15 protein-coding genes and 1 pseudogene are annotated in these 14,281 nt (G+C 42.5%); 3 read left to right on the plus strand and 13 right to left on the minus strand.

What is annotated here, in order from left to right; genetic code table 11:
- The 5 genes and pseudogenes from DS742_RS06555 to rimP all read right to left on the minus strand — a co-directional run.
- Positions 1 to 743 (minus strand): translation initiation factor IF-2 N-terminal domain-containing protein (locus tag DS742_RS06555; protein ID WP_170313380.1); only part of this gene is annotated, 743 nt, incomplete at its 3' end.
- A 55-nt stretch (positions 744 to 798) separates the two neighbouring features.
- A pseudogene (locus tag DS742_RS06560) lies at positions 799 to 1,128 on the minus strand (L7Ae/L30e/S12e/Gadd45 family ribosomal protein); the annotation flags it as partial.
- The gene (gene rnpM, locus DS742_RS06565; protein WP_117416194.1) at positions 1,121 to 1,390 is read right to left on the minus strand and encodes an RNase P modulator RnpM; all 270 of its coding nucleotides are present in this window, start codon (positions 1,388 to 1,390) and stop codon (positions 1,121 to 1,123) included. The gene rnpM and the pseudogene DS742_RS06560, both read right to left, overlap by 8 nt.
- Positions 1,391 to 1,424: 34 nt before the next feature.
- The gene (gene nusA, locus DS742_RS06570; RefSeq protein WP_117416195.1) at positions 1,425 to 2,570 is read right to left on the minus strand and encodes a transcription termination factor NusA; all 1,146 of its coding nucleotides are present in this window, start codon (positions 2,568 to 2,570) and stop codon (positions 1,425 to 1,427) included.
- Between the two features lie 29 nt (positions 2,571 to 2,599).
- The gene (gene rimP / locus DS742_RS06575; RefSeq protein WP_117416196.1) at positions 2,600 to 3,067 is read right to left on the minus strand and encodes a ribosome maturation factor RimP; all 468 of its coding nucleotides are present in this window, start codon (positions 3,065 to 3,067) and stop codon (positions 2,600 to 2,602) included.
- A 267-nt stretch (positions 3,068 to 3,334) separates the two neighbouring features.
- Between rimP and DS742_RS06580 the strand changes: the two genes are divergently transcribed.
- Both DS742_RS06580 and DS742_RS06585 read left to right on the plus strand, forming a co-directional pair.
- Complete coding sequence (locus tag DS742_RS06580; protein WP_117416197.1) at positions 3,335 to 4,102, plus strand: ABC transporter ATP-binding protein; 768 nt, start codon at positions 3,335 to 3,337, stop codon at positions 4,100 to 4,102.
- Entirely contained in the window at positions 4,095 to 4,892 is a 798-nt protein-coding gene (locus DS742_RS06585) for an ABC transporter permease (RefSeq protein ID WP_117416198.1), read from the plus strand. The genes DS742_RS06580 and DS742_RS06585 overlap by 8 nt, the downstream gene beginning before the upstream one ends.
- A 123-nt stretch (positions 4,893 to 5,015) precedes the next feature.
- Here the strand turns inward: DS742_RS06585 and DS742_RS06590 are convergent, their stop codons facing one another.
- Both DS742_RS06590 and DS742_RS06595 read right to left on the minus strand, forming a co-directional pair.
- A complete protein-coding gene (locus DS742_RS06590) occupies positions 5,016 to 6,032 on the minus strand; it encodes a pirin family protein (RefSeq protein WP_117416199.1) in 1,017 nt (338 codons plus the stop codon).
- Entirely contained in the window at positions 6,025 to 6,486 is a 462-nt protein-coding gene (locus DS742_RS06595; RefSeq protein WP_117416200.1) for a MarR family winged helix-turn-helix transcriptional regulator, read from the minus strand. Before DS742_RS06595 ends, DS742_RS06590 begins: the two co-directional genes overlap by 8 nt.
- A 222-nt stretch (positions 6,487 to 6,708) precedes the next feature.
- Between DS742_RS06595 and DS742_RS06600 the strand changes: the two genes are divergently transcribed.
- Positions 6,709 to 8,070, plus strand: coding sequence for an MATE family efflux transporter (locus DS742_RS06600; RefSeq protein WP_117416201.1), 1,362 nt, complete (start codon positions 6,709 to 6,711; stop codon positions 8,068 to 8,070).
- A 70-nt stretch (positions 8,071 to 8,140) separates the two neighbouring features.
- On the opposite strand, the gene DS742_RS06605 is transcribed toward DS742_RS06600, so the two are convergent.
- The 6 genes from DS742_RS06605 to DS742_RS06630 form a co-directional block, all read right to left on the minus strand.
- Positions 8,141 to 8,494 carry a hypothetical protein gene (locus DS742_RS06605; RefSeq protein WP_117416202.1) on the minus strand — a complete coding sequence of 118 codons (354 nt, stop codon included), beginning with the start codon at positions 8,492 to 8,494 and terminating at the stop codon, positions 8,141 to 8,143.
- Position 8,495: 1 nt separating this feature from the next.
- Positions 8,496 to 9,470 carry an ABC transporter ATP-binding protein gene (locus tag DS742_RS06610; protein WP_170313381.1) on the minus strand — a complete coding sequence of 325 codons (975 nt, stop codon included), beginning with the start codon at positions 9,468 to 9,470 and terminating at the stop codon, positions 8,496 to 8,498.
- Positions 9,463 to 10,542, minus strand: a complete 1,080-nt coding sequence (locus tag DS742_RS06615) for an ABC transporter ATP-binding protein (RefSeq protein ID WP_117416204.1) — start codon at positions 10,540 to 10,542, stop codon at positions 9,463 to 9,465. The genes DS742_RS06610 and DS742_RS06615 overlap by 8 nt, the downstream gene beginning before the upstream one ends.
- Positions 10,543 to 10,554: 12 nt before the next feature.
- Entirely contained in the window at positions 10,555 to 11,472 is a 918-nt protein-coding gene (locus tag DS742_RS06620) for an ABC transporter permease (protein ID WP_117416205.1), read from the minus strand.
- 17 nt (positions 11,473 to 11,489) lie between these two features.
- Positions 11,490 to 12,449: an ABC transporter permease gene (locus tag DS742_RS06625; protein WP_117416206.1), complete on the minus strand. Its 960-nt coding sequence runs from the start codon at positions 12,447 to 12,449 to the stop codon at positions 11,490 to 11,492.
- 84 nt (positions 12,450 to 12,533) lie between these two features.
- Positions 12,534 to 14,276, minus strand: coding sequence for a peptide ABC transporter substrate-binding protein (locus tag DS742_RS06630; RefSeq protein ID WP_117416207.1), 1,743 nt, complete (start codon positions 14,274 to 14,276; stop codon positions 12,534 to 12,536).
- Between the last annotated feature and the right edge of the window lie 5 nt (positions 14,277 to 14,281).

Below are 14,281 nucleotides of genomic sequence, written 5' to 3' on the forward strand. Positions count from 1 at the left end.
CTTCCGTCACGGTTTCCCTGGTAGCCGCCCTGACCCTGCGGTCTGTTGCCCTGGTAACCGCCCTGACCCTGCGGTCTTCCGTCACGGTTTCCCTGATAGCCGCCCTGGCCCTGGGGTCTGCTTCCCTGGTAACCGCCCTGACCCTGCGGTCTTCCGTCGCGGTTTCCCTGATAACTTCCCTGTGGTCTTCCGTCACGGTTGCCCTGGTAACCACCCTGACCCTGCGGTCTTGCTTCACGGTTTCCCTGGTAGCCGCCCTGACCCTGAGGTCTTCCGTCGCGGTTTCCCTGATAACTTCCCTGTGGTCTTTCCTCACGGGTTCCCTGATAGCCGCCCTGAGGTCTTTCTTCACGGGTTCCTGCACTGTGCTCTCTCACTGCGCCTTCTGATGTCTGCTCATTCCCCTGGCGGGTTCTTTGCATGTCATCTCTCTGTCCCATATTCTGGGCAGGTTTCTGGGCAGGTCTTGATGTTCCCTGTCCCTGCGGCTTCATCTGTGCATTCTGCGGTCTGAATACAGCCGCAATTTTTTTCTTTGGTGCTTCAGAATCATCACTGTTTGCTGCCTCAGGACGTGCAGGTGAAGTTCCCCTGCTGCCTGCCACTTCCTTTTTTACAATTGCTGCCTGTTCATCGGTGATATTTGAAGAGCTTTTTAAATTTATATTATGTTTTTCCAATATGTCCAGTATCTCCTTACTCGTGTCTTTTCCCAGTTCTTTTGCCAGATCATATACTCTCATGCTTTCCTCCATTCTGTGCACATTCATCAGCACATACCGGTAGATGTGAAGGATCATTCTCACACTGACTACCTGCATTCGTATTCATTAGTTTCCCGATTGCCTTTGCAAACCCATTATCCACGACAGCAAGAGACGCCCTCATCTCCTTACCCATAGCGTGACCCAGTTCTTCCTTTCCTGCAAAGAAATAAATTGGTACCTTATAGTAAGTACACATATTGGTAAACATCTTCCTTGTATTGTCTGAGGCTTCCTCAGAAACGATCACTAACGATGCTTTTCCTGCCTTAACGGATTTCTCAGTCATGAACTCTCCGCTCGAGATCTTCCCGGCTTTTGTGGCCAGGCCGATCAGATTCAGGATCTTCTGTCTGTTATCCAAACTGCTCCATCTCCCTTTCCAACGCTTCGTAAACTTCTTTTGGAATCGACATTTTAAAGGAACGCTCCAGCCCCTTACCCTTTACTGCTTTTTTGAAGCATTCCATGGAAGGACATATATAAGCTCCCCGTCCATTCTTACGCCCGGTTCCATCAAGAACAAAGCTGTCTTCCGAAGTTTTTAAAACACGTATCATCTCTTTTTTATTTTTCATCTCACCGCAGCCGATACACTGTCTGAGCGGTACCTTTTTTGTACTCACGTCTCCACCACATCCTAATTATTATTCCTGATCGCTACTCTTCGGACTCTTCTTCCTGATATTCGCTTTGAAACTCTTCTTCATAGTCACTGCTGCTGTTTGCGCTGTCCTGATATTCAAGACCAAGCTCTTCAAAGAGACCAAGCTCTCTTGCCTGTGTTTCACTCTTGATATCAATCTTGTAACCGGTAAGTCTTGCTGCTAGCCTTGCATTCTGGCCTTCCTTGCCAATTGCCAGAGACAGCTGGTAATCCGGTACAATCACCTGTGCCTCTTTGGATACTTCATCAGCCACAACGCAGATTACCTTTGCCGGACTGAGTGCATTCTCAATTAAGTAAGCCGGATTGTCATCCCAGTTGATAATGTCGATTTTTTCTCCCCTTAATTCATTGACGATGGAATTTACCCTGGCTCCGTTTAAACCAACACATGCACCTACCGGATCAACATTGGTATCGTTGGATTTTACGGCGATCTTGGTTCTGGAACCGGCTTCTCTTGCGATTGCCTTAATCTCTACTGTTCCGTCCTTTACTTCCGTTACTTCAGACTCAAACAGGCGTTTTACCAGATCCGGGTGTGTTCTTGATACGGAAATTCTCGGTCCCTTGGGAGTATCCTTCACTTCCAGGACAAAAACCTTGATTCGTTCGGTAGCCTTGAATACTTCTCCCTTGACCATCTCTGTTTCATTTAAAATGGCGTCTACCTTGCCTAAGTTGATGCTGACGTTTCTTCCCAGATATCTCTGTACAATACCAGTAACGACTTCCCGTTCCTGACAGTACCAGTCATTAAACAATGATTTTCTGCCTTCCTCACGGATCTTCTGCAGAATCACGTTCTTAGCATTCTGTGTGGCAATTCTTCCGAACTTTTTCGAGTCTATAGGACAATGGATCACATCTCCGATATCGTATTTGGGATCTGTCATCTTCGCCTCTGCCAGGCTGATCTGCAGCAGAGGATCTTCAACTGTCTCCACCACTTCTTTTTCTGCGGAAACGTTAAAATCACAGGTATCACGGTTGATGCTGACTTTAATATTATCCGCTTTCCCAAAGTGGTTCTTGCACGCAGTAAGGAGAGAATTCTCAATTGCTTCCAACAGGGTCTCCTTGCTGATACTGTTCTCCTTTTCCAGAATATTCAGTGCTTCTAACAGTTCCTTATTCATTTTTTTATCCTCCTAATATCTCTTACTGTTTAGAAATCAAATGCCAGCCGGATGAGTGCGATCTCCGGTCGGTTGAGCGTAAGCTCCGTTCCATCTTCCTGGGCAATGGTTACAGTATCCCTGTCATAGGATATCAGCGTGCCAGTAAAATCCTTTTGTTTGTTCAAAGGCTTATACAGCTTAATGTCCACATCTTCTCCGATGCTTCTGTCAAAATCCTTATCTTTTTTTAAGGGTCTGCCAAGTCCCGGGGAACTGACCTCCAGAATGTAGCTGTCTGCAATAAAATCCTTTTCATCCAGCCAGTCTCCCAGCTTTCTGCTTATAATTTCACAGTCATCAACTGTAATTCCGCCTTTTTTATCAATATAAGCCCGTAAATACCAGTTTCCCGCTTCTTTTACATATTCCACGTCAACCAGTTCAAAATCGTTCTCTTTCATAAGGGGCATTAAAAAGCTTTCTGTCTTTGCCTCATACTCTTCTCTTTTAGCCATTTTCTTCCCACCTTTCCAAACAAAATGGAAAGAGTGGACTTGCGCCCACTCTCTATCAGTCAAACATGCTTGTTATCTTGAATAGTATAACACCCTTTTCCTGGCATTGCAAGGGTTTTTTCTCATTTTTTCTGATATTTCCATCTATTATTTGAATTTCTTAAATTGTTTCTATACCATGAGAGGACAAAGTTTTTCTCACACTCCTTTTTTTTGTACATATTATAACACTATATCAGAGTTAATTCTGTCAAATAAGGAGGACCCATGAAACCAAAACTGGAAGTTCGCGGGCTCAGTTACTCCTATCATTCCCTTGAGGGTGAGACACTGGCCCTTTCTAATATATCATTTACTGCTGACAACGGGGAATTCCTTGCTGTGGTCGGTCCCTCCGGCTGTGGAAAATCAACCCTGTTATCACTTTTATGCGGACTGCTGATTCCCGATGAGGGAGAGATCTTAATCGACGGCGTGCCGAAGGCCGAATCGGCTGTTAATATAGGTTACATGCTGCAGCGTGACCATCTCTTTGAATGGCGCACCATAATGGGAAATGCTGAGCTTGGACTGGAAATTCAGAAAAAACGAAACAGCAGTTCCAGAGAAAAGCTTCATAACATGCTTCATACTTACGGTCTTGGCAGTTTTGAAAATGCAAGACCGTCTGAATTGTCCGGCGGTATGCGCCAGCGTGCTGCTCTGGTCCGCACCCTGGCACTGGAGCCGGACCTTCTTTTATTAGATGAACCATTCTCCGCTCTGGACTATCAGACCAGACTTTCTGTCTGTGACGATATCAGTTCTATTATAAAAAGCACTCATAAAACCGCTATCCTGATTACCCATGACCTATCTGAAGCCATCAGTGTGGCGGACAGGGTGATTGTCCTGACAAAGAGACCTGGCAGAATCAAGGCCGTTGTTCCCATCTCGTTCGGCAGCCAGGACCTCCGGTCTCTGGACCGCAGAAATATGCCGGAATTTTCCGTTTATTTTAATCAGGTATGGAAGGAGCTGCAAAATCATGATTGAGACACATCCTACGTTAGCCCAGCAGGCATTTATTGAGAAAGAGAAGATACACCGCCGGAACGTAAGAGTCTGGCGTTTTATGCTGCTGGTCCTGCTGCTCGCAGTCTGGGAATTATGTGCCAGACTGGGCATTATCAATGACTTTATTTTCAGCTCCCCTTCCAGAGTTACCATCTGCTTTCTTGACATGGTAAAGGATAAAAGCATCTTCATGCACATAGGAGTCACCGTCATGGAAACAATGGTCAGCTTTGTACTGGTGGTCCTGTGCGGCTTCCTGATTGCCGTTCTCCTCTGGTCAAGCCGCAGCATATCGGAAGTTCTGGAGCCGTACCTGGTCATGTTAAACAGTCTTCCCAAATCTGCGCTTGCCCCTATTTTAATCGTATGGCTGGGCAATAACATCAAGACGATTATCGTAGCTTCCATCTCTGTCGCTGTATTTGGGTGCATTATGACACTCCATACAGGATTTTCCCAGACAGATCCGGATAAAATCAAGCTGATTTATTCACTGGGGGGGAATAAAAAGGATGTGCTCTTAAAGGTGCTGCTTCCAGGATCGGTACCACTGATTATCAGTAATATGAAGGTAAACATCGGGCTTTGTCTGGTCGGGGTGATAATCGGAGAATTTCTGGCGGCGAATAAAGGGCTTGGATATCTGATCATTTATGGAAGCCAGGTGTTTAAGATGGACCTGGTGGTGATGAGCATTGTGATCCTTTGTATTGTTTCGGCAATTTTGTATCAGGGGATTACTTTGCTGGAGAAGAAAATTAAGTTTTAACTGTTTCATCTGAAAAAAGGAGTTTTTACAGCATAAAAATCAAATACTGTAAAAACTCCTTTTTTTCTATCCAGCTGTTTGCGAAGCTGATGCTTTTACCAAACTTATTCTGCTGGCTGTATATTACCTTTTTACTACACTTCCATCTGGATAACGGGCAAATCTTCCCATCTTTCTTTCATGAACCGGCTCATCATCCGGCCATGGCCAGCCTCCAAACTGCGTATTCTGATAATCCTCATATGCCTTTCGTATTTCCTCTTCGGAATTCATAACAAACGGTCCAAATTGCGCAACCGGCTCGTTAATCGGTTCTCCTTCCAAGAGTAAAATATAACTGGTTGTATCCCCATTAACCACCGTAATCTGATCTTCTCCCGAAAGCCTGATTCGGGAAGACGGATCAATATTTTTACCATCTATGGTAATGTAACTGTCTCCCTTATAAAAATACAGGTTACGGTTTAAGGTCTTAGAACCTGCAGCGATATGAAACTCTGCCTCAGGCTCCAGTTCCACAAGCTGGATTCCTACATGATTTTCTTCCCTTGCTGCCCATGAATTTTCCGTTGGCTCCAGGCTCTTTTTGTCTTCATATTTCCCGGCAATTAAACGAATGACTGCTGTCTTTCCCTTTTCATTTGTATGTCTGATCACTGGAATTTCTTCTGCCCAGAGCATTTTGTAATCCGGTTCTGTGAATTTACTCTCTGCCGGTAAATTCAGCCAGATTTGAAATAATTCCAGAGGATTTTCCTTATCCTGATGAACAAGCGGGAACATCTCTACATGCTGGCAGCCTGCACCGGTAGTCAGCCACTGGACGTCTCCATTTCCATAACGTCCTTCCGCTCCCTTGGAATCAAAGTGGTCAACAATCCCTTCCAGTACAACCGTGACAGTCTCAAAACCACGGTGAGGGTGAACCGGAAATCCCGGAACTTTTTCTCCATGGTACATACTGAAGCCGTCTTTTCCGGAAAAATCATTTCCCATATTTCTTCCTGCTAAAGAAACCGCAGGTCCCTGTACCTCATTCCCTGCCGGGAATTGATCTTTGTGATGCATACATGCCAGAAACGGACTGTCCATTCCCCATTGAAATCCTATTTTTTCAATTGCCTTTATCTTTTTACTCATTTGATTCACTCCTTGTGTTTATTTTTTTCAACAGATGCACAAGCATTTCCTTTTCCTCTTGATTCAGTCCGGTAAAACACTCTGCTAAATCTTCCACATGCCTGGGGAAGATCTCTTCGATTTTTTTTCTCCCCTTTTGCGTGATTGCAATAATACAGGACCTTTTATCGTTTGGATTCGGATGTCTTACTATCATGGCATCTTTTTCTAAGTTATTAATTACCACCGTCATATTCCCGGAGGTAGAAAGAATACTGTCGATGATCTCGTTAATTGTTAAATCCCCTTTGTGGTACAATGCCTCCAGCACAGCAAATTGCGCCGATGTAAGGCCGCCCTGGCTAAAGATGGCACCCGCTCTTCTGTGAAGTGCCTGGGTTGTTCTGCTAAGTCCAATGAATGCTTTTAAATTGCTATCATTTTCTTTTCCATAAGATATTGTGTTCTTTTTCATAATTTTAATATATCACTAATTAGTGATATTGTCAACTTTGATCCGCATCATTGAGTGGGTATTAAATACAAGACTTGTATTATATATTGTATCAGGGAATATTTTTAATAGAAAAAAAGTATTAGTTTTAGTTTGACTTTCCATTTCCTCAAGAGTATATTTTAAATTTGTACGGTACTGACCGAAACTCTACCGCAAATCTACTAAATCAGGTGAACCGACATGAAGTCAAACTTTTTAAAGCAAAGCACCGAGCAGCGGCGTGATTTAATTCTTAATGGCTCCGTCTTTGCAACCATATTATTTCTTTCCGTTCCCACCCTTATGATGGGACTCATCCAATCCGCCATACCAGTCATTGATGGCCTGTTTCTTAACAACCTTGTAGGTACTAATGCGGCAAGCGCCGTCACTTACTGCACCCCCATTGTAAACATGGTTTCTGCCCTGGCACAGGGCGTGAGTGTGGCTGGAATGGCCATTATCGGCCAGTCCAATGGAAACGGGGATTTTAAAAACAGCCGGAAAATTTCCACTCAAATCATCGTTTTTACTTTTTTATTGGGCTTTCTCCTTGCACCGATCCTGATTGCCCTTGCCTTTCCCATATCCGCCCATGTAAATAAAGATATTTCCCGCAATGTTTTTATCTATCTTGCATTGAACGCCTGTGTGACACCCTTTTCCTTCATGGAATCTATTTATAATTCCATAAAGAATGCCAACGGCAAGCCAGAAGATACGTTTGTCCGGATGGTGATCATGCTGATTCTAAAAATTGTTTTTAATGCCGTCTTTATTGCAGTATTCCGCTGGGGTCTTGTCGGCTCTGTCATGGCCTCCCTGGCATCCAACTTTTTAATTACGGGATGGATGTATTATGAATTATTCATCAAAAAAACAGGTGAACGCTTTGTTCTGACCGGCTTCCGATTTGACTGGACCATCATTCGCACCTTACTGCGGATCGGTTTTCCTGCCATGCTTTCCAGCCTGATGCTCAACTTAGGTTTCTTCCTGATCAACAATGAAGTGGAAAAATACGGGGCTGTTGTTTTAAACGGACAGGGAATTGCCAATAACATTACATCCATATGCTTTATACTCCCCTCTTCCTTCGGTTCCGCAGTCACCACCATGGTCAGCATGAATATCGGAGCGAAACAGCCGGAGAAGGCAAAAAAAGCCTGTCTGGATGGATGTGTCATTAGTGCCATTACTGCTGCTCTTTTAATCGCTCTGGTGGTACCTTTGTCATCAAAACTTACGGTGCTGTTTACCAGAGATGCCTCCGTCCTCGCCGTGGCAAACCAGGCGCTTCATATTTATACTTATTCCGTAATCGGCTTCGGTATCTGTATGGTTCAGCAGGGAGCCTTTATCGGTCTTGGAAAGACTCGGATTACGCTCTTCATCAGCCTGCTGCGGGTATGGCTTCTGCGATACATATTTATATTGGCAACCGAACATTTTCTCAGCTTTTATTCGGTATTCTGGGGAAACCTGTTTTCCAATTACATGGCTGCCCTCATTACCACCATCCTGATTTTGAGGGTAAAATGGGTTTCCGACATAAACTACTGACAATCTGACAAAAGGAACTTCTGCCGCATATCCAACATGCCGCAAAAGTTCCTTTTTCCAATTCCAGTGACTAATGGTTTAACATAAATAAAATCTCATCTATTATGCATCCATATAACAAAATAGTAATACTCATGATTGCGATTGTTACTCTGTATGAAAATATTTTAAATCTCTTTTTCCACTCGTACCAGTCTTTTTCTTTTTCCCTGTCTCTTTTTAAGATAGATACAGCAGCAATCATAAGTCCTATGCTTCCCGATGCGAATAAAACTGCTTTTATGCATTCCAGGGCAGTAGTCAGACTTCCTCCTGAAATAATAAAACTGCACAAACCACTTACCATCATGAATATAAGGCTTACCAGACTGCTGTACTTCAAACATTTATAAAAATCCACTCCCATATCTTTTAAACGTTCCATCCTATTCAACCTGCTTCTGATATAAGTGACAGGCAACAAAATGCCCCTGTTCTACTTCTGTTAATTTTGGTGCTTCGCATCTGCACTGACCGGTTGCTTTCCGGCATCTTCCCTGGAACTTACAGCCCGGCGGTGTGTTAATGGGACTTGGAACATCACCTTCTAACATAATTCTCTGTCTGGAATCTTCAATCTTAGGATCAGCAATGGGAATCGCCGACATTAATGCTTCCGTATAAGGATGAAACGGGTGCCGATAAAGAACTTCCGATTCTGCAAGTTCCACAATAGATCCCAGATACATGACGGCGATACGGTCAGAAATGTGTTTTACCATCGCTAAATCATGGGCAATAAATAAATAAGTCAGTTTCATTTCCTGCTGGAATTTAATCAGCATATTGGCAATCTGCGCCTGAATGGATACATCTAATGCCGATATAGGCTCATCGCACATGATAAATTTAGGTTCAACTGCAAGAGCCCTTGCAATCCCGATCCTCTGCCTCTGCCCGCCTGAAAATTCATGGATAAAACGATTGGCATGTTCTTTATTCAAACCGACTAATTCCAAAAGATGAGCAATCTTTTCATCCTTTTCCTGCTTTGTCTTAGCCAGATCATGAATTTCAATCCCTTCACCAATAATCTCTGCCACTGTCATTCTTGGGTCTAAAGAAGCATAGGGGTCCTGAAAAATGATTTGGACTTCTTTGTTAAAAGCCTTTTTTTCTTTCCCTTTTAGTTTATGTACATTTTGTCCTTTATAGTATACTTCCCCTTCTGTTGCACGATACATGCCCACAACAGTACGGCCGCAGGTGGTTTTTCCGCAGCCGGATTCACCCACAAGGCCTAAGGTTTCTCCTTCTTTTATGCTGAACGAGACATCATCTACCGCTTTTAAAAGATCGTGTTTTCCTACATTAAAATATTTCTTTAAATGTTTCACTTCTAAAATATCATGACTACTCATTTTCTTCACCCTCAACCGCTGTATTGCCATTTTCGCTAACAGTTATTATCCTTCTGTCATCCTGGAACATTTTTTTAACAGACGCCGGCACTTCCTCATGGTGTAACCAGCAGCGTGTATGATGATCATCTTCAAAATCAGTTATCTCAGGCATCTCTTCCAAGCAGACATTCATGCAATAATTACAGCGTTTCGCAAATGCACAACCTTTCGGCGGAGAAATAAGGTCTGGCGGAGTTCCTTTTATTGTTTGTAAAAGCTGCTTATTCTTCCATTCTAATTTGGGCACACTGCCAAGAAGCGCCAGGGTGTACGGGTGCTGTGGATTATAGAAAATCTCTTCTCTTGAACCGCTTTCAACAACCTGTCCTGCGTACATGACAGCAACTTTATTCGCAGAACCTGCTACAACGCCAAAATCATGAGTAATTAAGATAACCGCAGTATTCAGTTTTTCTTTCAGACTTTTTATAAGCTCCATAATCTGTGCCTGAATCGTTACATCAAGAGCCGTAGTGGGCTCATCCGCAATCAGGATCTTAGGATCACAGGCAATCGCTATCGCTATCATTGCCCTCTGCCTCATACCGCCTGAAAATTCAAACGGATACTGGTCAATTCTCTTGTCCGGGTTTGGTATCCCCACTGCCTCTAATAATTTTACAGCCTCCTGTCTTGCTTCTTTTCTGCTGATCTGTCTATGCTGGACAATGTTTTCAACAATCTGTTTTCCGATTTTCATGGTAGGATTTAAAGAAACCAGGGCATCCTGAAAAATCATGGAGCATTCACCGCCCCGAAAGGCTCTTTGCTCTTTTTTACTCATTTCTAATACGTTCTTTCCCTCATAGATAATCTTACTGCCCTTTTTAATCTCTCCCTGGGGAGTTTTCACAAGAGACATAATGGCTCTGGAGGTTACACTTTTGCCACAGCCTGATTCACCAATAATAGCTAATACTTCCCCTGCTTTTACATCAAAGGAAACGCCTCTTACAGCCTGCACTTCTCCCGCATAGGTGTGAAAAGAAACTTTTAAATCCTCAACTTTTAATAAGGTTTCCTGACTCATGATGATTCCCTCCTAGTCTCTAAGCTGCGGGTCAAGCGCATCCCTTAAACCGTCACCTAATATATTAAATGATAATACAAGTAAGCATAAAAGTAAGCTGGGATATAACAAATGAGCAGGATAAAATGCCATAGCCTCCTGACCTGCTGAAAGTAATGTTCCCAAACTGAAAGCAGGCGGCTGAAGGCCGATTCCTAAAAAAGAAAGCACGGTTTCGTCAAAAATTATGTAAGGAATCGATGTTGCCAGATCCAGAATTAACAAACTTAAGGTATTGGGAATTAAATGCCTCACTATTACTCTTGCGGAAGAGGCTCCCAACGCCGCTGATGCCATTATGTATTCACTTTCTCTGAGTTTTAAAATCTGCCCCCTTACCATACGGGCTGTACTGGTCCAGTTGGTGATACATAATGCAAATAACAAGGGAAGATATCCATTTCCCAGTACAACTAAAATGATTAAAGTGACAATCAGATGAGGAATGCTGTTTAATACCTCTACAATACGCATCATGATGTCATCAACAAAACCGCCCAGGTATGCCATAACAGCACCGTAAATACAACCGATAATCACTTTAAGGCTGGCTGCGACGACTGCAACTATAATCGAAAATCTTAAACCCTTCCACAAACGGGAAAAAAGGTCTCTTCCTAAATAATCAGTTCCCAGCCAATAGGTATTGCTCGGCGGCAGATTTTTTATTTCCGGCATTAATGTTGTATAATTCTGGCCGCTTAAGCCGGGTCCGATAAGAGACATAATAAAAAGAATCATGAGTACAGCCATTGATATCATGGCTAATTTATTTTTCTTTAATCTCCGCCATGCATCCTGCCAGTAACTGATATTGGGTCTGACGACCTCATCAGCATTAAACTTAGACTGGTCAGCGAGTTCAAATCTTTTATCTGCCAATGAATTCATACTAGTTCTCCTCTCCGTTATTTCCCGGCACCGATTTTAATTCGGGGATCGACAATAACATATAAAATATCTGTTATCAACATTGTTATAACCGTAATAATGGCATAAAATGTTGTTCCTGCCAGGACAATGGGAATATCTCTTCCCTGAATCGCTTCTATGTAATATCGTCCCATTCCCGGAATGGAGAAAACGCGCTCTATGAACAGAGAACCCGTCAGAATACCTGCCACAGTTGTAGGCAGTACGGTGATAATCGGAATAAAAGAATTACGTACAACATGATTTTTTACAATCTGCATTTCAGAAAGTCCTTTTGCTCTTGCTGTAAGGGTATATTCCTGGTTAATGCTTTCCAGCATGCTGGTTTTCGTCAGTCTTGAATAATAGGCGATGAAGCTGCAGGAACCGGCAATGGTCGGCAGAATCGTATACTTCCAGCCCCCAAACCACAATTCTTTTCCTTTTGGCCAGCCAATAATAGGCAGCTTCATCAGTTCTCCATTTGCACAATATTTTTGAAGCAGAAGTGATATAACCAGCGAAGGCATGGATACTAAAATCATTGCTCCGACTAATATGAGCTTATCCCAGAAACTTCCTCTCTTCATGGCTGCTATAATGCCCAGTAAAATACCTAATGTCACACCTAATAAAATCTGCTGAACACTAAGCCTGACTGTCACCGGAAGCTTTGCCTTCAGATTTTTGTTAAATGTTTCCCCTGGTCTGATGATCGATTCTCCAAAGTCACCATTGATAATCAACCCCTTCATGGTAATCACATAACGTTCTATAACCGGTTTGTCATATCCGTATTTTTCTATAATCTTCGTCTGCACCGTTTGTGGTAATTTGGCAATCTTTGAAGTCAGTGCATTTCCAGGTATTGCCGACAGTAAGAAGAAAGTAGCTGTCACAATCAAAAACAGGGTAACAAGCATTTCCAATACTCTTCGGACGATGTATTTTGCCATATTCATTCTCCTACTCTATAAAGGATACCACACAGACACATAGACTTTTGCCGATGCGCTATGTGGTATGACCTTTCACTCTATCTATTCTTCCACAATATAAGCATATTTGAATTCATATTTACCACCAAAAACAGGATATTGAAAACCATGAAGACGATTATTAATATAGCTGTGTTTATCACGATAAAGGAGAGGTTTGATTGCTGCGTCGTCTTTGATTAACATGGTCTCAGCTTCACCATACAGTTTCAAACGTTTGTCATTGTCCTGTTCTGTCGCTAACTGGTCCAGGATCTGATCATATTTTTCACTTGAATACTTGCCATAATTACTGCTACCGCCGGTTCTGAAAACATCTATAAATGTCATCGGATCATTATAATCTGCTCCCCATACCTGCATACAAATATCAAATTCACCAGCACGCTGTGCTGCAGTTGCAAGTCCAAAGTCACCCACAACATTAAGATCAACCTTAATGCCTAAATTATCCTGTATCCGTTGTACCGTATATTGCTCAATATCTTTTTCTATGGTGGTTTCGCCGTAACCTAAGTATTGAATCGTAATCGTGCTTAAATCATTGGTATCTTTTCCAAGTTCTTTTAATCCCTCATGGAATAATGCCTGTAATTTTTCCGGATTATTAGCGTATTCCTTATATTCTTCTTTAATCGGCTCTGCTACTTCTGTCCGGTATTCTTTATCTCCGACTTTAATATTAGGTGTTACAAGGCCATAAGCCGCTGTATATCTGCTATTATAAACGGAATCGATAAAAGTCTGACTGTCAAATGTATAAGCGATTGCTTTTCTTATTTTTGCATTCTGCATGATACCGCTGGGGCATGATTCCTGTGTATTAAATGCAAAATATTGTGAACGAACATCCCCATCCGTATAAAGCTGGCATTTGCCTTCACTTGCTGCCTGATCCCATTGTTTTAAATAATCACCGGAAGCTGCCACAAAATCTAACTGGCCTGCTTCAAATAACTGAAACTGGGTAGCGGTTTCATCTACCTGCTGTAAGTCGATCTCATCTAACAATACATTTTCTGCATCCCAATACTCGGGATTTTTTACGAAAACAGTACTTTGATTCGCTGTATATTCCTGTACCATATACGGTCCGCAGGATAAAGTCTGCATTGCATCCGTACCATATGTATCACCATATTTTTCAATATTATCAACACGGATCGGATTAAACATTGTATAAGCTAATTTATCAACAAAATACGGTTCTGGTGTTTCCAGCGTAAACTTTAACGTATAATCATCAACAGCTTCTACACCAACCTCATCAAAACCACATTTACCATTGTAATAGTTCTCAGCATTTTTAATGGGAAATGCAAAAAAAGAATATGGACATGCTAAATTCACGTTCAGCACTCTTTCTACTGCATCTTTATACTGGCTGGCAACTACTTCTTTCCCATCTGACCATTTGTTTTTTCTTAAATGAAACGTATAGGTAAGACCATCATCAGAAATTTCATATTTTTCACAGCCTGCATTTTCCAGAATCCCGTTATTCTCTCTGAATAAACCCTCGCATGTCGCTAAGAAAAACGAACCTGACTCAGCATCTCCAACCTGTGCGGTGTCAAACGTAACCACATTAAATTGCATGCCATGTGCAATCTGTTCGGATGCAAGTGTCTCTCCGTTTGGTCCTTTTTTCCCATTTTCTGATGTTTTCTGAGTACCTGCAGCATCTCCGCCTGCAGTTTTACTGCCAGATCCGCCGCACCCGGCTAAACTGGAAGCAACTAGTCCTGATACAATTAACATACTACAAAATTTTCTTAATTTCATAAATA

Origin of the sequence: Lacrimispora amygdalina, assembly GCF_003432035.1 — a bacterium.
GTDB lineage: Bacteria > Bacillota > Clostridia > Lachnospirales > Lachnospiraceae > Lacrimispora > Lacrimispora amygdalina.